Annotated in this window: 14 protein-coding genes; 4 read left to right on the forward strand and 10 right to left on the reverse strand. The window is 63.2% G+C overall.

Translation table 11 applies throughout. From position 1 onward, the window contains the following. Positions 1-9 precede the first annotated feature (9 nt). The 3 genes from fdhF to katG all read left to right on the forward strand — a co-directional run bounded on the left by fdhF (position 10) and on the right by katG (position 5,973). On the forward strand, positions 10-2,865 hold the full coding sequence (gene fdhF / locus MMAR10_RS13845) for a formate dehydrogenase subunit alpha (protein WP_011644614.1): 2,856 nt from the start codon (positions 10-12) through the stop codon (positions 2,863-2,865). 1 nt (position 2,866) lies between these two features. Then, complete coding sequence (gene fdhD, locus MMAR10_RS13850; protein WP_049755757.1) at positions 2,867-3,655, forward strand: formate dehydrogenase accessory sulfurtransferase FdhD; 789 nt, start codon at positions 2,867-2,869, stop codon at positions 3,653-3,655. A 143-nt stretch (positions 3,656-3,798) separates the two neighbouring features. Further along, entirely contained in the window at positions 3,799-5,973 is a 2,175-nt protein-coding gene (gene katG / locus MMAR10_RS13855) for a catalase/peroxidase HPI (protein ID WP_011644616.1), read from the forward strand. A gap of 78 nt (positions 5,974-6,051) precedes the next feature. Here katG and MMAR10_RS16485 read toward each other — a convergent pair whose 3' ends face one another. From MMAR10_RS16485 to MMAR10_RS13905, 10 genes are all read right to left on the reverse strand, one after another. Then, the gene (locus MMAR10_RS16485) at positions 6,052-8,289 is read right to left on the reverse strand and encodes a pre-peptidase C-terminal domain-containing protein (protein ID WP_150099789.1); all 2,238 of its coding nucleotides are present in this window, start codon (positions 8,287-8,289) and stop codon (positions 6,052-6,054) included. Between the two features lie 119 nt (positions 8,290-8,408). Beyond that, positions 8,409-10,016 (reverse strand): AMP-binding protein, encoded by a 1,608-nt coding sequence (locus MMAR10_RS13865; RefSeq protein WP_041637867.1) that lies wholly within the window; start codon positions 10,014-10,016, stop codon positions 8,409-8,411. A gap of 62 nt (positions 10,017-10,078) precedes the next feature. After that, positions 10,079-10,471, reverse strand: a complete 393-nt coding sequence (locus MMAR10_RS13870; protein WP_011644619.1) for a RidA family protein — start codon at positions 10,469-10,471, stop codon at positions 10,079-10,081. Further along, positions 10,471-10,884, reverse strand: a complete 414-nt coding sequence (locus MMAR10_RS13875) for an acyl-CoA thioesterase (protein WP_011644620.1) — start codon at positions 10,882-10,884, stop codon at positions 10,471-10,473. The genes MMAR10_RS13870 and MMAR10_RS13875 overlap by 1 nt, the downstream gene beginning before the upstream one ends. Then, positions 10,881-12,056: an acyl-CoA dehydrogenase family protein gene (locus tag MMAR10_RS13880; protein WP_011644621.1), complete on the reverse strand. Its 1,176-nt coding sequence runs from the start codon at positions 12,054-12,056 to the stop codon at positions 10,881-10,883. The genes MMAR10_RS13875 and MMAR10_RS13880 overlap by 4 nt, the downstream gene beginning before the upstream one ends. Beyond that, positions 12,057-12,869: an enoyl-CoA hydratase family protein gene (locus MMAR10_RS13885; protein ID WP_011644622.1), complete on the reverse strand. Its 813-nt coding sequence runs from the start codon at positions 12,867-12,869 to the stop codon at positions 12,057-12,059. Between the two features lie 3 nt (positions 12,870-12,872). Then, positions 12,873-13,340 carry a MarR family winged helix-turn-helix transcriptional regulator gene (locus MMAR10_RS13890; protein WP_190273931.1) on the reverse strand — a complete coding sequence of 156 codons (468 nt, stop codon included), beginning with the start codon at positions 13,338-13,340 and terminating at the stop codon, positions 12,873-12,875. Between the two features lie 7 nt (positions 13,341-13,347). After that, positions 13,348-14,097, reverse strand: coding sequence for an SDR family NAD(P)-dependent oxidoreductase (locus MMAR10_RS13895; protein WP_011644624.1), 750 nt, complete (start codon positions 14,095-14,097; stop codon positions 13,348-13,350). Beyond that, a complete protein-coding gene (locus tag MMAR10_RS13900; protein WP_011644625.1) occupies positions 14,094-16,379 on the reverse strand; it encodes a bifunctional salicylyl-CoA 5-hydroxylase/oxidoreductase in 2,286 nt (761 codons plus the stop codon). Before MMAR10_RS13900 ends, MMAR10_RS13895 begins: the two co-directional genes overlap by 4 nt. Positions 16,380-16,566: 187 nt before the next feature. After that, positions 16,567-23,040, reverse strand: coding sequence for an Ig-like domain-containing protein (locus MMAR10_RS13905; protein ID WP_150099790.1), 6,474 nt, complete (start codon positions 23,038-23,040; stop codon positions 16,567-16,569). A 350-nt stretch (positions 23,041-23,390) separates the two neighbouring features. On the opposite strand from MMAR10_RS13905, the gene MMAR10_RS16490 reads away from it, so the two are divergent. Next, on the forward strand, positions 23,391-24,788 hold the full coding sequence (locus tag MMAR10_RS16490; protein ID WP_011644627.1) for an MFS transporter: 1,398 nt from the start codon (positions 23,391-23,393) through the stop codon (positions 24,786-24,788). Positions 24,789-24,858: the final 70 nt, after the last annotated feature.

Here is a 24,858-nt window from a genome sequence, read left to right on the forward strand (position 1 = left end):
GAGTTCGTCATGCCCCTGGACCAGGACCTTGATTTCGGCACACCGGCGCCGCGTGGCGCCATCCGGTCTGTCACGCTGGAGATAGACGGCTTCAATGTCACAGTGCCGGAAGGCACCAGCGTCATGCGGGCCGCCTCGTCCCTGGGCACACAGATCCCGAAACTTTGCGCCACTGACAGCCTGAAGGCTTTCGGCTCCTGCCGGCTCTGCCTGGTCGAGATCGACGGAAAGCGCGGCACGCCGGCCTCCTGCACGACCCCGGTCGAGCCGGGCATGAAAGTCACGACCCAGTCCGACCGCCTGGCGCGCCTGCGCCGCGGGGTAATGGAGCTTTATATCTCCGACCATCCGCTCGATTGCCTGACCTGTTCGGACAATGGCGATTGCGAACTGCAGGACATGGCGGGCGCGGTCGGCCTGCGCGATGTCCGCTATGGGCTCGCGGGCGAGAACCATGGCGGTCAGGACAAGGATATCTCCAACCCCTACTTCGACTTCGAGCCGTCAAAATGCATTGTCTGCTCACGTTGCGTTCGGGCCTGCGACGAGGTCCAGGGCACGCTGGCGCTGACGGTCGAGGGGCGCGGTTTCGACTCGCACATCTCGGTCGGTGGCCCGGATTTCTTCAACTCGGAATGTGTTTCCTGCGGCGCCTGTGTGCAGGCTTGCCCGACCGCGACCCTGCAGGAGAAGACTGTCGTCGAGCACGGCGTGCCGGACCGGACGGTGAAGACGACCTGCGCCTATTGCGGGGTGGGCTGTTCCTTCAAGGCCGAGCTGAAGGGCAATCAGGTCATCCGCATGGTGCCGGACAAGGATGGCAAGGCCAATCACGGCCATTCCTGCGTCAAGGGACGCTTTGCGTGGGGCTATGCCTCGCATGCCGACCGCATCACGGCGCCGATGATCCGCGACAGCATTGACGAGCCCTGGCGCGAAGTGTCGTGGGACGAGGCCATCGGTTTCGCAGCGACGCGTCTCAAGGCCACGCAAGCTGAACACGGGCGCAAGTCGATCGGCGCCATTTCCTCCTCACGCTGCACGATCGAGGAAGTCTGGCTGGTCCAGCGCATGGTGCGCGCCGCCTTCTCCAACAACAATATCGATACCTGTGCCCGGGTCTGCCATTCGCCGACCGGCTATGGCCTCAAACAGACCTATGGCACCTCCGCCGGCACACAGGATTTCGACAGTGTCGAGGACGCGGACGTCATCCTGCTGATCGGCGCCAATCCGACCGACGCGCACCCGGTCTTTGCCTCGCAGATGAAGCGTCGCCTGCGCGAAGGGGCCAAGCTGATCGTCGCCGATCCGCGCGCCATTGACCTCGTTCGAACGCCACATGTCGAAGCCGCGCACCATCTGGCTCTCCAGCCCGGCACCAATGTCGCCCTGGTCAATGCGCTGGCCCATGTCGCCGCCACCGAAGGCCTGCTCGACGAGGATTTCGTCGCCGAGCGCTGTGAGACCGACAGTTTTGCCGACTGGATCGACTTCATCCGAGACGACGCGAACTCGCCGGAAGCCGCGGCCGCGATCACCGGTGTTCCGGCAGACGACATCCGCGCCGCGGCCCGTCTCTATGCCGGCGGCGGCAAGGCGGCGATCTATTACGGGCTGGGCGTCACCGAGCACAGCCAGGGTTCGACCATGGTCATGGGCATGGCCAATCTCGCCATGGCAACCGGCAATATCGGGCGACGGGGTGTCGGGGTGAACCCGCTGCGCGGGCAGAACAATGTCCAGGGCTCGTGCGATATGGGCTCCTTCCCGCATGAATTCCCCGGTTACCGGCATGTCAGCGATGATGCGACCCGGGCGATCTTCGAAACGGCGTGGAAGCGCCCACAGGACGCCGAGCCGGGCTTGCGCATTCCCAACATGTTCGACGAGGCCTGCGGCGGGACGTTCAAGGGGCTCTATGTGCAGGGCGAGGACATCGCCCAGTCCGATCCCAACACCCAGCATGTCGAAGCGGCGCTGCGGGCGCTGGACATCCTGATCGTGCAGGACCTCTTCCTCAACGAGACTGCGCGCTTTGCCCATGTCTTCCTGCCCGGCACCTCCTTTCTGGAAAAGGATGGCTGTTTCATCAATGCCGAGCGCCGCATCAACCGGGTCCGGCCGGCCATTCCCGTCAAGACCGGCATGGCCGAATGGGCCGTCACCCAGTCCCTGACCCTGGCGATGGGATATGACGAGACGGTCTTTTCCAGCAGTGCCGAGATCATGGACGAGATCGCCACTCTGACGCCAACCTTTGCCGACGTCTCCCATGCGCGGCTGGATCGTGATGGCAGTGTGCAATGGCCCTGTAACGAGGCCGCACCACAGGGTACGCCAATCATGCATGTCGACGGCTTTGTGCGTGGCAAGGGACATTTCGTGATCACTAAATTCGTGCCGACGACCGAACGCGCCAACCGCAAATTCCCGCTGATCCTGACCACCGGCCGGATCCTCAGCCAATACAATGTCGGCGCCCAGTCACGGCGGACCGAGAATGCCCGCTGGCATGACGAGGATGTGCTGGAGCTGCATCCCAGTGACGCCGAAGCACGCGGAATTCTCGATGGGCATTGGGTCTCGGTGCGCAGTCGCAAGGGTGAGACCACCTTGCGCGCCCGGCACTCCGAGCGGATGGCGCCGGGCGTCGTCTATACCACTTTTCACCATCCCGAGACCGGCGCCAATGTGGTGACAACCGAAAACTCGGACTGGGCGACCAGCTGCCCGGAGTACAAGGTCACCGCGGTCGAGGTCGCACCGGCCAATCACCGTTCGCCCTGGCAGGAAGAGCGCTCCGGTTCCGCCCGCGAAGCGCGCCGGATCAAGCGGGACGACCATGTCGAGCCGGCGCAGTGAGATGCCATTGATCACAGAACGCGGCGCCCCGGACCCAAGCTCCGTTGATATCAGCCTGGCAGATGGCAAGACCTGGGCCGTGGCCGAGGAGACGCCGGTCGCCCTCATCTACGATCGCCGCAATTACGCGGTGATGCTGGCGACCCCGTCCGACATTGCAGACTTCGCGATCGGATTCTCGCTGTCGGAAGGCATCGTGACCGCGCCTGACCAGATCGAGTCCATCGAAATCCTCCACAAGGACGTCGGGATCGACCTTCATATCGGCCTGGCCACGGACCGGCTCGAGCGACTGGAAATTATCCAGCGCCGCCGCAACCTGCCCGGTCGCGCCGGGTGCGGCCTGTGTGGGCTCGAAAATGCCGAAACCCTGACCGCCCCGCTGCCACCCGTGGCGCCCAGGCCCGCCGATCTGGCCGAAGACGCACTGGCGAAGGCGTTGGCAACCCTCACCAACTGGCAACCATTGAATACCGAGACGCGATCCGTCCATGCGGCAGCCTGGTGCAACGCAAAAGGAGACATTCTCGCAGCGCGCGAGGATGTCGGTCGCCACAATGCGCTGGACAAGCTCATCGGGGCCAATGCCCGGAACGGGGTCGATCACACGGCCGGGTTTCTGGTCATGTCGAGCCGCTGCTCCTACGAGCTGATCGAGAAGGCTGCGCGCGCCGGGATCCCGACACTCGCCAGCCTGTCGGCGCCAACCGCCTTCGCCATCCGCAAGGCGGCCGAAGCCAATATCCGCCTCTACGCCCGCAGTGGCCCCGGTTTTGTTGCCCTGGGCTGACGCTCAGGTCGATTGGGTAGTGATCCGATCTATGGCTCCGGGAAATTAAATCGATTGGATCAATGCTGGCAGATTTGAGATAGTCTCACCACTGCCGCTCACTCGAGCGGAGGCAGACGATCAATCCAGATTGGAGCAAGCGCATGGACGGCAACAACTCGAATTCTCAAGGCAAGTGTCCGGTAATGCATGGTGGTAACACAGCGTCCGAAGGCGATGTGATGGCCTGGTGGCCACGCGCGCTCAATCTGGAAATCCTGCACCAGAAGGACACCAAACCGAACCCGATGGGCGACGGACCATCCTATCACGAAGCGCTCAAATCGCTCGATTTCGACGCTCTGAAGACCGACATGCACGCCCTGCTGACAGATAGCCAGGACTGGTGGCCGGCCGACTATGGTCATTATGGCGGCCTGATGATCCGCCTCGCCTGGCACTCGGCCGGTTCCTATCGCCTGGCCGATGGTCGCGGCGGTGGCGGCAGCGGCAATATCCGCTTCGCCCCCCTCAATTCCTGGCCGGACAACGGCAATCTGGACAAGGCGCGCCGTCTGCTTTGGCCGCTGAAGAAGAAGTATGGCAACAAGATCTCCTGGGCCGACCTGATCCTGCTCGCCGGCACGATTGCCTATGAAAACATGGGCCTGAAAACCTTCGGCTTCGGCTTCGGTCGCGAAGATATCTGGGGTCCGGAAATCGACACCTATTGGGGGGCCGAAAAGGAATGGCTGGCTCCGTCCGACACCCGCTACGAAGATGTCGCCAAGCCGGACACGATGGAAAATCCGCTTGCGGCAGTCCAGATGGGCCTGATCTACGTCAATCCGGAAGGGGTGAACGGCAAGCCCGACCCGCTGAAAACCGCCGCCCAGGTCCGCACGACCTTCGCCCGCATGGCGATGAATGATGAGGAAACCGCGGCCCTGACCGCCGGTGGCCACACGGTCGGCAAGACGCACGGCAATGGTGATGCGGGAGCGCTTGGCCCTGAGCCGGAAGGTGCCGAGCTGGAAAACCAGGGCTTCGGCTGGGTCAATCCCAATCTTGGCGGCAAGGCGAGCAATGCGGTCACGTCGGGGCTCGAAGGCGCCTGGACGACCAATCCAACGCAATTCGACATGGGCTATTTCGAGCTTCTGTTCGGCTATGAGTGGGAATTGAAGAAAAGCCCCGCCGGCGCCCAGCAATGGCAGCCGATCAACATCAAGCCGGAACACATGCCGGTTGATGCCAGCGACCCGTCCCAGCGCCGCATGCCGATCATGACCGATGCCGACATGGCGATGAAAATGGACCCGGCCTATCGCGCGATCTGCGAGAAGTTCATGGCCGACCCGGCCTATTTCAAGGATACGTTTGCCCGCGCCTGGTTCAAGCTGACCCACCGCGACATGGGCCCGAAGGATTGCTACTTCGGACCGGATGTTCCGTCCGAAGAGCTGGTCTGGCAGGATCCAGTGCCTGCCGGCCCGACCGGCTATGACGTCGCACGGGTAAAATCCGCGATCGCCGCCAGTGGCCTGTCCATCGCCGAGATGGTGGCAACAGCCTGGGACAGCGCCCGCACCTTCCGCGGCTCGGACAAGCGCGGTGGCGCCAATGGTGCCCGTATCCGTCTGGCACCCCAAAAAGACTGGGACGGCAATGAGCCGGACCGTCTGGCCAAGGTGCTCGGCGTGCTCGAGCCGATCGCCCGCGACGCCGGCGCCAGCCTGGCCGATGTCATCGTTCTGGCCGGCAATGTCGGCATCGAGCAGGCCGCCCGCGCAGCCGGCCATGACGTGGCGGTGCCGTTCTCGCCGGGCCGCGGCGACGCGACCGATGCCATGACAGATGCCGAGTCCTTCGATGTTCTCGAGCCCCTGGCCGATGGCTATCGCAACTGGCAGAAGGCCGATTATGTGGTCAGCGCCGAGGAAATGCTGCTGGACCGCACGCAATTGCTCGGACTGACGGCCCCGGAAATGACCGTCCTGGTCGGCGGTATGCGCGTGCTGGGCACCAATTACGGCGGCACGAAACACGGCGTGTTCACCGACCGTGAAGGCGCGCTGACGACCGACTTCTTCGTCAACCTGACCGACATGGCCTACTCATGGGTACCGGTGGACCGTCGCACCTATGAAATCCGCGACCGCAAAACCGGTAAAGCCCGCTGGACGGCGACCCGCGCCGACCTGGTATTCGGATCGAACTCGATCCTGCGCGCCTATGCCGAGGTCTATGCCCAGGACGACAATGCCGGCAAATTCGTCGCCGACTTTGTGGCGGCCTGGACCAAGGTCATGAATGCCGACCGGTTCGACCTCGCCTGATTGGGCGACCCGTCATTGAACGAAGAAGGGGCGGCTCGCAATGAGCCGCCCCTTTTTTGTGTGTTGCAGCTTGCAGGCCTATTTCGAAGAGCCGAAATGCTCGGCGCTGAAGCTATAGGCGGCCGAAGCCGGCGCGCCCCCGACCGAAGGGGAGGCGCTGACGGTGTATCCGACCCCACTACAAGCTCCCGGCGCGTCCGGCATGGTGCGGTTGAAGACCATCAGGGCGAGACCCGTATAGTCGGCGGTATCAATGCTGCCACCACGCCCCAGCGGGACAACCTCGACCCGATCACCACGCTGGCCCAGGGCCAGAAGCTCCAGCCCGGCATCACCGTCCACGCTAAACTGGTAACGACCGTCGAGATCAACGGAGATGTAGTTGGCGCCCAATTGCTCGAGCCCGCCCTTGGAGTTCACGCCAGCTTCGCTGTCCATCGTGTGATGGATACGGACAGTGGAGTTGAAGACCGGAGCAAGATCATAGGCCAGCGCGTAATTCTGGGCGCGCCAGCGCTGGATCACATCCGGGATGGTTGTGCCGACCGTGTCGAGTGTCGCTGACATGGTCTCGAACCCGTCCAGCTCGACACTGTTCTCCCACATGTCCACGATGATGCCTTCGCCATAGCTGTCAGCCATGGACTGCAGCAGCGTCCACTGGGAATAGTCGAAGCCGCTCTCGCTGGTCGTCCAGCACATTTCCGGCGCGTCGAAATCGGTCTCGACATAGTCGGTGGCATCCTGGTCGCCGCCAACCGTGGTCGTCTCGGTCCAGGATGCGGTCGCCTCGTAGAGCCAGTCGAGGCCTTCCTCGGAGTCGTAGCCGAACTGGACGACATGGTTGAACTCATGGGTCGCAGTGGCACGCATCAGGCTGTGTACCGGCGCTTCCTTGCCCATGCCGACGAAATCATTGTCGATCACGAACACGGTCCGCGCGGCCGTGGTCTCACGGACATCACCGGTGTTGGTATTGTCGAACGCGATCTGCACCGGATAGGTCACACCCATCGAGCCATCCGCATCGGCGACATAGGCGCGATAACGACCATCATCATCGCGGATCGGCTCAGCCCAACCAATACGGGAAACCTGGACATCGAGCATGTCTTGCAGCGCATCGGAAACCGACTGGGCATATTCAGTCGACGAGGCGTCCACGCCTTCCAGCGTGTAGAGGACCCGGAAGTCAGGCGACAGAATGGTCAGCTCGGGGCCGCTCAGCGACACCCGGTTTTCCAGCAGGCCCTGCAAGGTATCGACAACCGATGCATCGACCCAGGACAGGTCGAGCTGGAAGTCACCGCTGCTCTCACCACTGCCATAGCGGCGCATTTCCAGCGTGTACTCAGCGCTCTCCGGCGCCGTGAAGGCGAATGCTGAATTAAGTGAGCCATCACCGCGGTCATCATTCAGCGCGACCGGGAAACCGTCGGCACCGACCAGGCGCAGGACCGGGTCCAGATCGCCGCTGGTCGCGTCCGCGACAGCGAGCACTGTCTGCCCGGCTTCCAGCTGCAGCGGGTAATCAAACTCGGTCTGGCCCGAGCCGATCGTGCCGGTATGGCGGGCAAAACGTTCGCCCTCGATGGTCGTGAAGTCAAACGGCACTTCGGCATTGGGGTCGGTCGCGAGAGAGAAGATCAGCTCACCGGTTCCAGTGCCGCCATAAGTGCTGACCTCGACCCGGTAGCGGCCAGCTTCCTCTGCCTGGAAGACAAGTTGCGAATTGAGGCTGCCATCACCGCGATCATCATTCTGGGCCAGGATATTGCCCGACGCATCGAGCAGGGCGAGCGTGGTATCGAGCCCTTCGGTCACGGCGAATGTGGAGACGACAAGGATGTCGTCGGCTGCCAGATCGACATCCTGGCTAACGCTGGCGCGATCGGGGTCAAGCGCGACCACGCGCTCGTCAATCAGCGTGGCGTCACTTGAAAGGCCAACATCGACACCATCGGCAATCGACAGCGTGTAGCTGCCCGTTGCATCGCCATAGCCGGTCACGACCGCCGAGTACTGGCCGCTGACGGTGGGCATGTGGATGATCTGTGAAGTGAGGTCACCGGGCGCGCGATCATCATTCTCGGCCAGCACGCGACCGTCCGGTCCGAGCAGGGTGAGAATGGTGTCGAGGCGATCCGCGGAGGCGGTCGTCAGGGTGACGACCTGGCCGGCCTCGAGGGTCAGATCAATGGTCGAGTTCGGCGCCTGGGCGGTGACCTCGCCGGCCACCTCACGCGCGTCGCCGGATTGCGCATGCGCACCGCCAGCCAGACAGACAAAAGCACTCAAGACAGAAACTACGCGCACAGACACCTCCAACGCCCCGTCGCCGGACAGATCCTATGCGACTTCCCGACACCGGCTTAGCGGTATCTAAAGACCACCACAAGCAAGCGACTGGCAGTCAGCCCGCGAGGAGTGATGAATCAACGCAGTTTGAAGCGTTGCAGCTTGCCGGTCTGGGTCTTTGGCAGGGAGTCCAGGAACGCCACGGCGCGGGGATATTTGTAGGGCGCGATCGTCGCCTTGACGTGGTCTTGCAGGGCACACGCCAATGTTTCGCCAGCGCAATGACCGGCCTTGAGCACGACGAACGCCTTGACGATGGTGCCCCGCTCGGCGTCCGGCGCACCGACCACAGCGCACTCGGCCACCGCCGGATGGGTCAACAGCGCCTGCTCGACTTCCGGGCCGGCGATGTTGTAGCCCGAGGAGACAATGAGATCGTCGGCCCGTGAAAAATACCAGAAATACCCGTCCTCATCCCGTCTGAAGAGGTCGCCCGTCAAATTCCAGCCATCCTGGACATAACCAGCCTGGCGATCATCCTTGAGATAGAGACACCCGGTCGGGCCGCGCACGGCCAGGCGCCCCACCTCGCCGACCGGTACCTCATCGCCGTCATCACCGATCAGCCGGGCCTGGTAGCCGGGCACAACACGTCCGGTTGATCCGACCCGGACCGGCTCGCCGCTGCCTGCGATAAAGATATGGATCAGCTCCGTCGCGCCGATCCCATCGATCAGACGCAATCCCGAGCATTCGTGGAACGCATCCGAGATGGCAGCGGGCAGGTGCTCGCCCGCTGACACGCATTTGCGCAGGGACGACAGGTCGTGTGTGTCCCAATTGGCCATCAGGGCACGATATCCCATCGGTGCCGTGAACAACGTGGTCGCCTTGAAGGTCTCGATGCACTCGCAGAGCGCGTCAAAGCCGGGTTTGTCCGGCAAGGCGACGGCGATCCCCGCCCGGGCCGGAAACACGACAAAGGCACCCAGGCCGAAGGTGAAAGCGAAGGGCGGCGTACCGGTGTAGATTTCGTCGGAGTCGGGCACCAGTCCGTGTCGGCCGAATGTGTCGGCCATGGCCAGAACGCTGGAATGAAAATGGGCACAGGCCTTGGGTTGGCCGGTCGTTCCCGAGGTAAAGGCCAACAGGGCGACATCATCGCGGGCGGTATCGGCATTGTCGAAATCCGCCGGCTTGCCGGGCAGCGCCGCCGCGAGCTCGCTGTCCTCGCCCCAGCACTCGATCCGGGCCAGGACCGGTTCGCTCCGGGCAGCCTCCCGGACCGCCTCGACCAACGCCGGATCGCAAAGCGCGTGACCGACCTGACCCTTGGCGATGACCTTGGCCAGCTCACCGGCCCGAAACATGGGCATGGTGGTCACCGCCACCGCGCCGGTCTTCATCACCGCATACCAGGCCACCATGAGATCGACCCCGTTGGGGCCGTGCAACAACACCCGGTTGCCGGGAATAATCCCCATCTCGTCGACCAGGTAGTGGGCCAGACGGTTGGCCTCTGCGAGCAATCCGGCATAGGTCAGCGAGCGGGCCTTGGAATAGACCGCCATGCGATCACCCAGGCCCTTGTCGACGGTCCTGTCGAGCAGTTCGGTACCGCAGTTGAGCCGGTCCGGATAGGCCAGTTCCGGCAGGTCGAACACCAGGTCCGGCCATTGCTCCCGCGGCGGCAGATTCAGGCGGGTGAAGCGGTCTGCATGACCGCTGGGCTGAAGCTCTGTCATCACGTCCTCCCCGACGCGTCGGCCGGCTGTCATGTCGTGCAGGGCCTCTTGCGGGCCCGGGGTCACGACGGGATGACGGCCGTGGTTTCGATTTCGATCTTGGCGCGCGTCTCGATCAGTCCGCCGACGACCAGAAAGGCCATCACGGGATAGTTGCGCCCCATCAATTCCTTCCAGATCGCGCCGAGTTGCGGCCCGGCCGCCAGGTATTCGTCGCGATCACTGACATAGCCCGTCATGCGGACAACGTGTTCGGGACCGGCTCCGCCTTCCTTGAGGACCGCCAGCGTATTGACCAGCACCTGACGGAATTGCGCGGCAAAATCGTCGGAGACAATTGTTTCGGTCTCGTCCCAGCCGATCTGACCCGCAACAAAGACCATTTTCCCGGTCGCAGCGATGCCATTGGAATAGCCCTTGGGGCGTGGCCAGCCTGGCGGTTGCAATCGCTCCATCAATCCATCTCCTCAAAATCCAGCATGCGGCCCCGCAATTCCGGCAGGATCGAGATCGGCGTGTTGCCGGCCTGGTCGATAAAGACCAGCGTCGGACGGGCGATCATCCGGACCTCGTCTCCACACCGGGCAGTAATGGTGAGCTTGATCGAAGACCGGCCCAGTTCCCGCACCACCAGCGAGAAGACCAGCGTGTCGTCGAGCCGGCTGGGGGCCTTGAATTCGGCCTCCATTCGCGCCAGCGGAACGCCGTGCGGCCCGTTCACGATCATGGCGTCGAAGCCATAGCCGACGCCTTGTTCGAACCAGTCCTCAATGGTCGCGTTGATCATCTCGAAATAACGCGGATAGAAGACGATCCCGGCCGGATCGACATCGGCAAAACGGATGCGGCGGGTGACGTCAAAACTCATGGCGTCGTCTCGGCCAGGTGGGTCCGGGCGATCACCAGTTTCTGGACCTCGGACGCCCCTTCGTAGATGCGCAAAGCCCGGATTTCCCGGTACAGCGCCTCGGGCACACTGCCCTTGGTGACGCCCAACCCGCCGAAGATCTGGACCGCGGTGTCGATGGCACGCTGGGCTGCTTCGGTGGCATAGAGCTTGGCCATGGCCGCTTCGCGCGTAACCCGCGCCGCGCCCTGGTCCTTGGTCCAGGCGGCGCGGTAGATCAGCAGCGCAGCCGCGTCGATATCCATCGCCATTTCAGCCAGTTGAGTCTGCACGCCAGGGAGATCGGCCAGCGGCGCCCCGAACAGGTTGCGCCTGCGGGCGCGCGCCGTGGCCTCGTCCAGAGCCCGTCGGGCAAAACCCAGCGCCGCAGCGCCTACAGTCGAGCGGAAGACATCCAGCGTCCCCATGGCGATCCGGAAACCGGAGCCGCCCTCGCCGATGCGGTGGGTGACCGGAACGCGGCACTTGTCAAAGCGAAGTCGTGCCAGCGGATGCGGTGCGATGGTCTCGATCCGTTCGACCACCTCAAGGCCCGGCGTCGTCGCCGGCACAATGATCGCACTGAGGCCGCGCGCGCCGTCAGCCTCGCCGGTGCGGGCGAAGACGACATAGAAGTCGGCGATCCCGCCATTGGAGATAAAGGTTTTCTCGCCGCTGATGGCGTAGTGATCGCCATCCAGTTCAGCCCGCGTCGAGATCGCTGCCACGTCCGAACCGGCATCCGGTTCGGTCAGCGCGAAGGCCGCGCACAGCTTCCCCGTCCCGGTTCCCGGCAACCAGGCCTGTTGCTGATCACTCGACCCGAACAGGGAGATGGCGCCAGAGCCAAGCCCCTGCATGGCAAAGACAAAGTCGGCCAGGCCGGAGCGGTAGGCCAGATGCTCGCGGATCAGGCACAGGGAGCGGACATCGAGACGCTCATGAATACCGCCGAAAGCAGCCGGTACGGCATTGCGGACTATTCCGGCCTCGCCCAAAGCGGCCCGTATCGCGGCGCAGTCGGCATCGACATCGGCGTGATCATAAAAACCATCGGCCTCGAACCGCGCCGCCGCCCAGTCCGACACCTCGCGGGCCAGGCTGCGGTGGCTGTCCTCCAGAAAGGGCCAGGCGAGATAGGACTGGTCTGACATCTAATCGCCCTCGAAGACCGGCGTCTCGCGGGCGGCGAAGGCCCGGTAGGCGCGTTCAAAGTCCTTGGTCTGCATGCAGATTGCCTGGGCCTGGGCCTCCGCCTCAATAGCTGTATGCAGACCCATATCCCACTCGGTATTGAGCTGGTTCTTGGTCATCGCATTGGCGAAATTCGGGCCCGCCGCGATCCGGCTCGCCCACGCCTTCGCCGCCGACATCAAGGCGTCCGCCTCGACAAGCCGGTTGTAGAAGCCCCAGCGCTCACCTTCCTCGGCCGACATCGAGCGCCCCAGGAAGAGCAACTCGCTCGCCCGACCCTGACCGATGAGGCGCGGCAGGATGGCGCAGGCGCCCATGTCACACCCGGCCAGTCCGACACGGTTGAACAGGAAGGCCGTCTTGGCGGCGGGTGTCGCAATCCGCAGGTCCGACGCCATGGCCATGATCGCCCCGGCACCGACGCAGATTCCGTCAACCGCCGCTATGACGGGCTGCGGGCAATCGCGCATCGCTTTCACGAGATCACCGGTCATGCGGGTGAAGTCGAGCAGTCCCGGCATCTCCATCTCGACCAGCGGACCAATGATTTCGTGGACGTCACCGCCGGAGCAGAAATTGCCGCCGGCACCGGTGACGATAACCGCCTGGACGGATCGCGCGTAGACGAGGCCGCGAAACAGGTCGCGCAGCTCGGCATAGCTCTCGAAGGTCAGGGGATTTTTCCGGTCCGGGCGATTGAGCGTGATCGTGGCCACGCCGTCTTCGAAGGACCAGAGGAAGTGTTCGGGGGCGTAGGTCTCGGGATCCAGCATGATCTATCCGTCCTGTTCGGTTCGCAGGGAATGCAAGAGGTGTTCGGTCTGGTCGGTCAGGCTGGCAGCCGCCTCGCCGGGCAGATCGGCGAAGATGTCAGCAAGCCAGCCCGCATGGGCCTTGGCCATAATGGTGAAAGTCGCGCGACCCGCCTCTGTCAGCTCGACGCGAAACCGGCGACGGTCCTGCTCTGACGCGGTCCGGGTGACCAGCCCGTCGGCAACCATCCGGCTGATCAGTCCCGTCACATTGCCATTGGTGACCAGAAGCCGCTCGGATAGCTCGCCCATCAACAGCCCGGTTTCGGCCCGGTCGAGGGCGGCCAGGGCATCGAAGCGCGACAGGCTGACACCGAACTCACGCTGGAAGCGCGTCCGCAATTCCCGTTCGATCAGGGCGGTCGGGCGGTACAGTCTCAGCCACAGCTTGACCGCCGCCCGTCCATCAATCGATCCGGTTTGCGCGGACACGGCCATCTCAGACGGCTCCCCCCGAAATCGCAATGGCCTGTCCGGAGACCGAGCCAGACAGCGGCGAGCACAGCCAGGCGACAGCCTCGGCGACTTCCTCGACCTGGATCAGGCGACCTTGCGGATTGGTCTTGGTCAGCTCGGCCAGCGCCTGGTCGCGGGTCCGGCCGGTCTTCTCCATGATGTTGGCGATGGAGTTTTCGACAATCTCGGTCTCGACATAGCCCGGACAGACCGCATTCACCGTCATCCGGGTCTGCGCGTATTCGAGTGACAGCGATTTGGTAAGGCCGACGACAGCATGCTTGGAGGCGACATAGGGCGCGACATAGGCGCCGCCGCGAAGACCGGCGATCGAGGCGATATTGATGATCCGGGCATAATCGGCGCGCACCATCGGGCCGACCACGGCCTGACTGCAGCGAACCAGACCCTCGACATTGACCGCCTGGATGCGCTGCCAGTCGGCCATCGGGGTACGATGGAAGGCCGCGGCGGACACGATCCCGGCATTGTTGACCAGGATATCGACCGCGCCGGCAGCCTCGAAGGCTGCTTTGACACTGTCGTCGTCCGTCACATCGCAGCGAATCGCGCTGGCCGCTTCAATATCGCCTGCCGCCTCTCGCAGACGGTCCAGGTCCCGGCCCATCAAAACCGTCTCGACACCCTCCGCCGCCAGGCGGCGTGCGCAGGCCAGACCGATACCTGTCCCGCCGCCGGTGATCACGGCCCGTCGTCCTGCCAATACGTTCATGCCCGAAACTCCGTCTCATTGGCGCGCTGGAGATTGCGCGCGAGTTGGTCAAAGCCTGCCTTGTATTGCGGCGGCACGTCGACGCCGCGATAGCCCAGCTCAGCGGCAGCGCGCAGGGTCCAGTTGGGATCGAGCAGGTGCGGCCTCGCCAGAGCAACCAGGTCAGCGCGGCCGGCAGCCAGGATCGAATTGACATGATCCGGCTCGTAGATATTGCCGACCGCCATGGTCGCGCATCCCAGGGAATTTCGGATCTGGTCGGAATAGGGCGTCTGGAACATGCGGCCATAGACCGGACGTCCCTGCGGAGTGGTCTGACCGGCGGAGACGTCGATCAGATCAGCCCCGGCATCGATGAAGGCCTGTGCAACAGCGACGCTGTCATCGCCATCAATGCCTTGTCCTGCGACCCAGTCGGTCGCCGATATCCGCACCGCCATCGGTTTTTCAGCCGGCCAGACATCCCGCATGGCGCGGAAGACTTCGAGCGGGAAGCGGAGACGGTTTTCCAGACTGCCGCCATAGGCGTCGGTGCGATGATTGGAGATCGGCGTGATGAAGCTGGACAGCAGATAGCCGTGGGCACAATGCAGCTCGACCATGTCAAATCCGGCCTCGGCGGCCCGCCCGGTAGCCCGGACAAAGTCGGCCAGGACGCGATCCATATCGTGCCTGCTCATCTCAATAGGGGTCTGATTGCCCTCATCCCAGGGAATCGGAGACGGGCCGTATACAGGCCAGTTGCCCTCCGGCAAGGGCAAGTCATAGCCCTCCCAGCCAATCCGCGTGGATCCCTTGCGGCCGGCATGGGACAGCTGGATAGCCATTTTCGCGTGGCTGTTTTGATGCGCGAAGTCGGTGATCTGACGCCAGGCTTCGACATGCTGATCCGTGTACAGCCCGGTGCAGCCCGGTGTGATGCGGGCATCGGCGCTGACATTGGTCATCTCGGTGTAAACGAGGCCAGCCCCGCCCAGGCAGCGGGCACCATAGTGCACCTGGTGGAAGGCTCCGGGCGCGCCGTCGCGGGCCGAATACTGACACATGGGTGAGACGACGACGCGGTTTTCCAGCCTCATCTCCCGCAGGGTCAGCGGGGCGAACATGGGCGGCTTTGCCCCGGCCCCGCCGCCAATGCCGGAAAACCAGCTCTCCACGCCAGCCAGCCAGTCCGGATCGCGCAGGCGCAGGTTTTCATGGCTGATCCGCTGCGAGCGGGTCAGCAATGAATAGGCAAACTGCTTGGGCTGGAAATCCAGATAGCGGTCGAGGTTTTCGAACCATTCGGTGGAATTGCGGGCGGCGCTTTGAAGCTTGAGCACTTCAACCTTGCGTGCCTCCTGATAGTCGACCAGCCCTTCGGCCACCGGCTTTGTCGTGCTGGTCAGGACATCCGCCAGCATGATCGCATCCTCGAAGGCCAGCTTGGTGCCCGAGCCAATCGAGAAATGGGCGGTGTGAGCGGCATCCCCGAGCAGGACGACATTGTCGTGCACCCAGGTGTCACACAGGACGCGCGGGAAGTTGAGCCAGGCCGAGCCCCGCTTGTGGGCGGCGTTGGACATCAAGGGCTCGCCGTCGAGCCAGGACGCGAAAATCTGCTCACAGGCCCGACAGGTCTCTGCCTGGTCCATGTCGCCAAAACCCCAGGCCTCCCAGGTTTCAGGCGCACATTCGACGATGAAGGTCGAGGTCTCGTCGTCAAACCGGTAGGCGTGAGCCCAGACCCAGCCGTGCTGGGTCTCGGTGAAGATGAAGGTGAAGGCTTCGAATACCTTGTGCGTGCCCAGCCAGACAAAGCGGTTGCGGCGGGTCTCGATATCGGGCTTGAAACTGGCCTCGAACCGGGACCGGATCCTCGAATTGAGCCCGTCGGACGCGACGATCATGTCGGCATCGGCAAAGGCCGACAGATCGCCATCGATCTCGGATTCAAAATGCAATCCGACACCCAGTTCGCGAGCCCGCTCCTGCAGGATGTTCAGCAGGTGTTTGCGACCGATGCCGCAAAACCCGTGTCCCGTCGAGGTCTCGATTGTATTGCGGAAATGGACGTCAATATCGTCCCAATGGGCCAGGCTGTCGGCGATTGTCCGGGCGCTCTCGGGATCATTGCCGGCCAGATTATCCATTGTCTGATCGGAGAACACGACGCCCCAGCCAAACGTGTCGCCGGGCTTGTTGCGCTCATGGACATCGATCTCGCAACCGGGATCACGCAGCTTCATGGAAATGGCGAAATACAGACCGGCCGGTCCGCCACCAAGGCAGGCAATCTTCATCCCGGGCCATCTCCCCTCGAGAACGCCCAATTATTTTAGACCTAAAATATATCGATGCAAGAGCCCGACGTATCGCTCCAGCCTCGATGCCGTCACCGGCGTTGCGGGTGCGAAGCCCCCGCTTCACACCCGCTCCGACACCCGGCGCTCACCCCTGAAACCGGCGAGGCCGGCTTTCGCCAGGGTGTCAGTTGAAGCTGAACCGCACCTCGACCCGCGCCCCGCGCGCCTCGAAATCGGCTTCCCCCAGCCCGTCGATATCCATTTCCAGCAGGATCGATGCGCCTGGCGCCAGTTGACCACGCAGGCCCAGCTTGGCGTCGGCCCGCAGGCCACCGGTACCGACCAATTGGCCGTCAAGGTCGAGCAATTCGGCGGGGTTGTAGTCCCAAACGCCGGTCAGGCCGATTGTCGGCTCCCACCAACCGCCGGTCGCCGTATCGAAGCGATAGGCAATCTCCGGACCGGCACGCAGGCGACCGATTGCGATGGTCTGTTCGGGAATGCTGATCCCGAGCGAGTCGGAATAGCCGTCCTGGGTCTCCTGGAAGTGGGCGAGGCTGACACTCGGACGGATCCGCCAGTCACCGGACCGCCACTCACCCGACAGGTTCATGCGAACCATGAAACGGTCGGTTTCGAAAGTGTCCTCATAGAGCCCCAAAGGGTCGACGGTATTGTCGGACTGGCCATAGAGGGCCAGGGCATCAAACCAGACACCCTCACGGATCTCGCGCACCACATAGGGACCCGCCATCCAGCCGGATCCACTGACCCGGGCGCCGCGGACGGCTCCAGCCCGTATGGCGATCTCGTCCGTAGTCTCGTCGGCCCAGTCATGCTGCAGCATCACACCGGCAACCGTCCGGTCATCGACCGCCCAGTCGACACCCAGCTGGACCACGCCAAAGGCGCTGTCGGCAGCATCGCCCGAACGTTCATCGGACACGGAGGCGTAGTTGGCAGCAAGCCAGATGTCGGCATTGCCACTGTCAGCCGGCCGGACCCCGTCCTCGCCAGGCATTTGCGGCGTGCTGGCGGCGGCGTGATAGCGCATGCCGGCCAGGCTGGCACCCATCGACACAATGCGATTGCCGCCATTGATATCGGCCGAGAACTGGCCGGGCGAAGTCGTGTTCCGATCCCGGACGCGACGCGTCAGGTCCGGTGCCGCATTCAGAAGGCTGTCAGCGCGGCGAACCAGGAAGTTTCGGATCGCACGCTGGGTCGCCAGGCGGACTTCCGCCTCGTCACGCGTATTGGCAAAGGTACAGATGATGGTCTCGTTGGCATCGAGATCGATGTCGACACGTCCGGCCGCCAGATCGATCACGCTGCCATTGTCGGTGTCACCAATGCAGGAGAGCGAGTCGAGCCGCCAACCCTCGGGCAGGATCTGGGTGACGTCGTAGCTGCCCAGCAGCTTGCGGACCGGCGTACTCGCCGCATGTCCACCTTGCGTGGCCAGGCTGATGGCATCCAGGTCTGCATCCGACGAGACGAAGTCGAAGACCGCGTCCCGTTGCACGCCACCCGGCGTGGTCGATACCAGCTGGATCGAGCCGCGGCGCTCGGCGATGGTTACCGTCAGCGGGATCGCCACGACAGTCGTGTTCCCGGCCGCCCGGGCATGGGCGTTCGGCGTCTTGGCGGCAGCCCCGCCACCGCTGAGATTGATCACGGTCACGGTGCCGGTATAGGTGCCCGCTTCCAGATCGTTGGCGAACTCATTGACCGCGATGGTCAGTTCCAGCTCACCCAGCGACGGGATCGTTCCGCTCCTCGGGTCAACATCAAGCCAGGGCACATCGACCTCGACCAGGAAGTCGACCGGCTGGCTGCCGGGATTGGTGACCCGCGCCGTGGCCGAAATTTCAGTCGGATCTTCGACGTCTTCGGCCACCACAACAGCCACTTCGATCGGCTCGGCAACAGCCTCGAGACTTGCCTCGGCGGCAAGGCTCGCGTTTCCTGCGGCGTCCTCAGCGGCGCCGGCGGCAACGCCGAGCGTGATCGTGCCGATGGTCTGCGGCGTCACCGTCACCGACCAGCTGGTCTCGTCTATGGCCGTGAACTCCGACAGGTCACCATTGGTGACCGTTATGTCATCCGCCTCGAACCCGGTTACAGCTTCCGAGAACAGGAAGGTCGCGGTGAACACGCCCTCGGTCTCTTCGCCCGGCACGGAGATTTCCAGGTTCGGCGGTGTGTTGTCGGTGATGATGGCGTAGGTGTCCGCCGCAGTATTGCCATTGCCCGCGCCATCGACAGCACTGTCGGCGGCAAGGTCAACGGCAACCGGGCTGCCGCCGGACGGGGTCACGACCACGGTGTAGACCGCCCCGTCGCCCGCGAGGTCAGACAGATCGGCATTGGTGACCACAAGATCAGCAAGCTCAAAGCCGGTGACATCCTCACTGAAGGTGATGATCAGCGTAAAGGCGTCGACAACCGGTTCGGCCGCAGCAGAGCTCAGCACCACGCTCGGCGCGGACTGGTCATTCTCGATGATGAAGCTGGTCGCCGCGACATTGCCATTGCCGGCATCGTCGGATGCGGAATCTGCGGCCAGGTCAACGGTCACGGCGCCATCGCCAGCGGGCGTGATGGTCACCGTGTAATCTGCACCGGAACCGGACAGGTCCGAGGCCGTGCCGTTGGAGACCACAAGGTCTTCCAGGGCAAAGCCGGTGACGTCTTCCGAAAAGGCTACGTCCAGCGTGAACGCGCCGGAGACCGGATCGCTTGACGCGCTCGACAGGACGACCGTCGGGGCAAGGACATCATTTTCAAGGATGAAGGTGTTGTCATTGGTGCCGGTCGGGACCGTGCTCGCCAACGTGGTGCCCGCGACATCAGCAATGTCGTTGCCACTGGCGAGGGACAAGGTCACCGTGCCGTTGAGTGTCGCCAGGTCACCCCCCTGTGCCGTCACCGAGTACTGGTAGCTGGGCCCGCCCGGTCCACGGTCTTCTGCACTGGCCCGGCTGCCCGAACCTCCCGCATCCCCGCCACGGCCACCGCTGACAAACAGTGTCGCCGTGGTCCCGGCGATCTGGAAATCGCTCGCGTCGACATTGCCGACGGTTTCCGAGAAGTTGATACCCCAGACAACATAATCGGAGTCGGTTGTCTCGTCGGTCGGATAGGCCCGCGCGATCGTGGTGAGGCTCGGCGCGACCGGGTCGTAGACAAAATAGCTCGGGCCCGCCGCCGCATTCCCATTGCCCGCCGTATCCGTCATCTGATCGGGGGCGAGGCTGAGACTGATCTGGCCGGCCGCTGTCGGTGATATCGTGGCAATGAAATTGTCGCCATTCGCGACCAGCGCCGTCACGGTCCCGTTGCTCACCGCAAGGTCGTCGCTCGTGAAACCGGTCACGGCTTCATTCAGATTGACGGCGACGTCGAAACTTCCGGACACGTAGTAATCGTCATAGCTGAACGAGACGACCGGCGCAGTATTGTCCATCGTCACGGCGCGCTCGTCGGTGCCGCCCGTCACCTCCATGGAGGTAAGCCGGTTGCCGCCCAGGTCCGCAATGTCCAGGCTGCCGGTGGTCAGGGTCACCAGCCCCTCCTTGTTGGCCAGGTCACCGCCGGAAGCCGAGACGACGATGACCGTCGATTGCGGCTGACTGATTGAGAGGGTGCTGCCAAAGGAATTGAGGAGCGCAAAGTCGCTCGCATCCACATTTTCGACCGCTTCAGACAGGGCGATCGCCCACTGCAAGGTGTCGGAATTGGTCGGCGATCCGCCGGTGGTGACGAATTCGACATTGGTCACATACGGTGCGGTATTGTCGAAATACTCCGACCAGGTTTCCGCGGCCGTGTTGTCATTGCCCGCCGCATCCTGGGCAATGGCGGCATTGACGGCCAGGGAAACCAACCCGTCCCCGCTCGGTGTCAGGTTGAAGGTGAAGAACCGGCCGGCGAGGGTTTCAACGATCTCGGACGCGGTCGCGTTGCCGATATCGAGATCGCTGGCATCAAACCCGCTGACAACCTCGGAGAACGCCACCGTGACTTCAAACGGGTCTGAACTCCCGCCCGGCCCGTCAGTGTAGATCGCGACCGTCGGCACCGTGTTGTCGAGCCAATATGTGTTTTCATTGGCCCCGGTCGGATCGGTACTGCCATTCAGCTCATTGCCGAATTCATCCGGATAGATGCCGCTGTTCAGGCGCAGGCGAATCTCACCATTGGAACTCGCCAGGTCACCGCCCGACGCAGTGATGTAGAAGCCGATGGAATAACGGGTGACCGCAAGGTCTGCCGTCGTGCCCGTCAGCGTGAAATCATCGGCATCGAGCGAGAAAAAGCTGGAGATCGACGAGAACTGCATGTCCCAGGTGAGGCTGTCGGCATTGGTGTATTCGCTCGCCGGTGTCTGGCGCGTGAGGCTGGCGATGACCGGGGCCGCGTGGGAGACCCGATAGCTGTCCTCATTGGTGCCACTCGGGCTGGCTTCCGTCAGGGCCAGACCATTGGCGTCGGTGATCGATGCGCCCGCCGCAAACGACAGCGTAACCGTACCGGTCATCGTGGACAGGTCACCCCCACCGACAATCACGTCATAGGCATTGCCACCCGCACTGGCGACAGAAATCACGGAGCCGGTCGTTCCATCGACCGCGAAATCCGGGATTCCAACACCCTGCACGGCTTCGGAGAAAGTCACGAGCCAGGTCAGGCTGGTGGCATTGGTGTACTCGCCTGTTGGCGTATCGCGCTCGATAGACAGCACTGTCGGCGCCGTCTCGTCAAAGGCGATCGAGAATTCGGACGCGGCGGTGCTTGTATTGCCTGCCTCATCCTGCGCCGCGCCTGCGGCAACATTGATCGTGATCGGCGTGCCACCCGACGCGGTCGCTTCAGCGGTGTAGACATCGCCGCTTCCCGACAGATTGGCGAGCGTGACATTGGTCGCGACGACATCATCCAGGGAAAAGCCTGTGACGTCCTCGGCGAACGTAAACGTCACCGTGAAGTTGGATGTTCCCAGCGCCGGGCCGGAAATCGTAAGTCCCGGCTGCGTATTGTCGATCTCATAATACTCTTGGGTGGTCGCGGCCGAATAGCTGGTCATCGCCCGACCGGCGATATCCTCAACCGTTGGGGACGTGGTCGCGAACACGGTCAGCGAGGCGCTTGCTCCGGTGCTGTAATTGCCACCGATAGAGGCCAGATTGCCGCCGCTGACAGTCACTTGATATTGGCTGGCTGACGTCGCGACGACCTGGGTGATGGTTCCGGTCGTCGGTGTTGTGGCTTCATCACTGAGAATTCGAAGATCGCCGGCATCAAATCCGGTCACGTCTTCGGTGAAGGTCACGGCGAAAGTCAGACTGTCCGCATTGGTGACCGCAGCGGCTGGAGACAGGCGTTCGATCAAATCGATTTGCGGGGATTTCACATCATAGGCGACCGAGAAGGGCGTTGCGGCAGCGTTGTCATTGCCGGCCCTGTCCGGCGCCGCGCCCGCTTCGAGTTCCACGGTGACAGTGCCCTCGGTGTTGGAGCTCGGTCGAATTGTGACCTGGTAGTTCGACCCCGAACCGGAGAGCCCCGATGCCGTACCATTGGTCACGGTCAGATAGCTCGACTGGAAATGGACGTCTTCAGACACGCTGATATCCAGAGTGAAATTGTCGATGGCTGGCGACGCGACCGCGCTGCTGAGCGTGTAGACCGGCGCATCGGTGTCATAGACGCCCGCAAACTGCGTCGCCGCGGTGTTGGCGAACCCGTCTGCATCGACGGCAACCCCGGCAGGAAGGTCAACCGTGAAGGCCCCCTGAGCGGTCGGCGTGACGGTCAGCGTGAAAGAGCGTGAACTTGAACTCAGCACGGCAATGGTTGCGTTGGAAAGAACGAGATCGGTCGTCGGGTCGAACCCGGTCACACTTTCGGAGAAGGTGATACCCAGCGTGAGGGGTCCGGAATAGGGCGACAGGGACCAGGGGTTCATCGTGACGGTCGGCACGGTCACGTCCGATGAAATTGAGAACTGTGTCGACGCCGTGTTCGTGTTGCTGGCCTCATCGTAAAGACTGTCAGCGGGCAAATCGACCGTAACGGTTCCCGAATCCAGCGGCCGCAGAACAAAGCTGCCGGCATAGGTGCTGGACGTGAAGGAAAAGCTCTCAAGGCTTGCGTTTGACAGGACCAGGTCGCTGGATTCGAACCCGATGATGGTGTCAGCCCAGCCATTCTGCGGTGTGCATGTCACGTCGACAGTGAATGTGGACGTGACAGGCGCCGTCGCTGCCGTCGTAAACGCGCAATCGGGCCGGGTATTGTTGACTATCGTGTCTTCCGGATTGACCGTCGCGAGGTCGGTCAACGGGGCGCCAGCAAGATTTTCAATGTCCTGGGAAGCGGACAGGATGAGGCGCACGGAACCGTTCAGGTCTGCCAGGTCACCGCCTGAGACGGTGGCCAGATAGGAGCTCGAGCTACCCCCCTGCATCACGATGCTGGTAATTGTCGCTGTCGTGCCGAGCATCTCGAAATCGGTCGGGTCCGCATTGCGGACGTCGGTATCAAATGAAAGGCCGAAGGTCAGCGTGTCGGCGTTGGTGTAGGTAGACCCGGACGCCCACTCCAATCGTGGCGCAGCGGCCGGGATAGCCATGGCTTGGACGGGAAGGGCCATGCTTGCGAGTCCGGCAGCAAGACCGAGCCCGGCAATCTTTGAAGGCAACGCCGCCGCGGCCGAAAACCAACGGCTACCCAAACGGCGGACACCCTGTCGCATGCGAAACATAACCGGACCCATGTCATTCCCCCTCATCGAGCCCGTCAAAGCAGGCTCGCTGAAACCCCGGCACAGACCGCGGCTTGCAACCTCAAATCGAACACCTCCATCCCGCCACAGGCGCACGCCCGCAATCTGGATAAAGGTTTGATTTAAATTTGATTGGGCCGGATTTTGCCGGTAGCAACAATCACCCAAACGGGTGGTCTTGCCGACCGTTTACACGGTCGCTTGAAAGGCCCGCGCTGATGAGTTTGCCGAATACCCATTCACCGGTCACACCATCGGCCCGTGCGCCCCTGGGGATCGGCACACGCATAGGATACGGCATCGGCGATTTCGGCTTTGTGGCAGCCTGGCAGGGCGCCGCGCTCTTCCTGCTCTATTTCTATACGGACGTGTTGCTTCTCTCGCCGTGGGTCGCCGGAACGATCTATCTGACCGGCATGATCTGGGATGCGGTCTCCGACCCATTGGTCGCCAGCCACGCCGACCGGTTCGCGGCCCGCCGGGGCCGCTACGGCCCGCTGCTGCGTCGCGCCGCCATTCCGCTGGGATTGAGCTATGCCCTGCTGTTCGCGGTTCCTGCCGGTGGTGAAGTCTGGACCATCGGGGCCGCCCTCGCCGGTCACCTCATCTTCCGCACGGCCTACACCTATGCCAGCATGCCCTACAACACATTGCCCGTGCGCCTGACCACCGACGGTGACGCGCGCAGCAGCCTGTCCGCCCTCCGGGTCATCGGCGCGGCATTGGGCGGGCTGACCGTCGCCATCGCGACCCCCCTGCTCGTCCAAGCCACAGCCCATGCCGGCGAGCGGACCGGGTATGGTCTGGCGTCGTTTGTGATCGGCGCCGTCATTATCGCCATCCTGCTCGGATCCAGCCTGGCGACCCGGGAACCCGATCGACCCCGGCCCGTCGCACCCAAGGCCAATATCCGTCAGGATATTCTGGAACTCTGGTCTGCCACCCGCCGCAATGGGCCGCTGCAGCGCCTGCTGGTTCTGATGATGCTGGCGACCATTGGCTTTGCGCTGTTCATACAGAGCCAACTCTATTTTCTCAATCACGTCCTGGAGGCGCCCGAGATAGCCGCCGCGATTCTGGCCGGCCCGGCACTGGCAATGATCATCGCGGCACCGCTGTGGATGATGCTGTCGGCCCGGACCTCCAAGCGATCAACGATGATCAGCGGCCTGCTGGTCGCGACGGTCGGCTATGTAATGATGGGGCTGGCCCCGCTTGGAGGGGTCTCTGTCGCCCTGGTCGCGATCTGCCTGATCGGCGCCGGCAGTGCGGCTATCCCGGTCATGTTCTGGTCGATGATGCCTGACGTGATTGACCATGGTGAGCTGAGCACCGGTATCCGGGTCGAAGCCCGGACCTTCGGCCTGACCACTTTTGTCCAGAAATGTTCAGCCGGGCTGGCGGCCCTGCTGACCGGCGGATTGCTGACACTGTCTGGCTACGCCGCGGAAGAAGCGCCGGGTGGCTATGCGCTGGATTCCATCACCGCCATGGTATCCTGGATCCCTGCCGCGTTCATGCTGGCGATGGTCATGGTGACCCGTCGATATCCGGTGAGCCGGGATCAACACCGGACCAACATCAACCGATTGGCCAGCCGCAGCGACGCCGATTGAGCCGCCTTCTCACCCGTTCGGGCGGTTGAGCCGATCCGACCGCGGTGGCAATCTTGCGGGAAGGCTCCAC

Source organism: Maricaulis maris MCS10, from assembly GCF_000014745.1.
GTDB classification, from domain to species: domain Bacteria; phylum Pseudomonadota; class Alphaproteobacteria; order Caulobacterales; family Maricaulaceae; genus Maricaulis; species Maricaulis maris_A.

Bases quoted from the DNA above. Each gene is read 5' to 3' on its own strand.
- fdhD (WP_049755757.1), top strand. From the start codon at position 2,867: ATGCCATTGATCACAGAACGCGGCGCCCCGGACCCAAGCTCCGTTGAT.
- fdhF (WP_011644614.1), top strand. From the start codon at position 10: ATGCCCCTGGACCAGGACCTTGATTTCGGCACACCGGCGCCGCGTGGC.
- MMAR10_RS13875 (WP_011644620.1), bottom strand. From the start codon at position 10,884: ATGAGTTTTGACGTCACCCGCCGCATCCGTTTTGCCGATGTCGATCCG.
- MMAR10_RS13870 (WP_011644619.1), bottom strand. From the start codon at position 10,471: ATGGAGCGATTGCAACCGCCAGGCTGGCCACGCCCCAAGGGCTATTCC.
- MMAR10_RS13885 (WP_011644622.1), bottom strand. From the start codon at position 12,869: ATGCTGGATCCCGAGACCTACGCCCCCGAACACTTCCTCTGGTCCTTC.
- MMAR10_RS13865 (WP_041637867.1), bottom strand. From the start codon at position 10,016: ATGACAGAGCTTCAGCCCAGCGGTCATGCAGACCGCTTCACCCGCCTG.
- MMAR10_RS13895 (WP_011644624.1), bottom strand. From the start codon at position 14,097: ATGAACGTATTGGCAGGACGACGGGCCGTGATCACCGGCGGCGGGACA.
- MMAR10_RS13880 (WP_011644621.1), bottom strand. From the start codon at position 12,056: ATGTCAGACCAGTCCTATCTCGCCTGGCCCTTTCTGGAGGACAGCCAC.
- MMAR10_RS13905 (WP_150099790.1), bottom strand. From the start codon at position 23,040: ATGGCCCTTCCCGTCCAAGCCATGGCTATCCCGGCCGCTGCGCCACGA.
- MMAR10_RS13900 (WP_011644625.1), bottom strand. From the start codon at position 16,379: ATGAAGATTGCCTGCCTTGGTGGCGGACCGGCCGGTCTGTATTTCGCC.
- MMAR10_RS16490 (WP_011644627.1), top strand. From the start codon at position 23,391: ATGAGTTTGCCGAATACCCATTCACCGGTCACACCATCGGCCCGTGCG.
- katG (WP_011644616.1), top strand. From the start codon at position 3,799: ATGGACGGCAACAACTCGAATTCTCAAGGCAAGTGTCCGGTAATGCAT.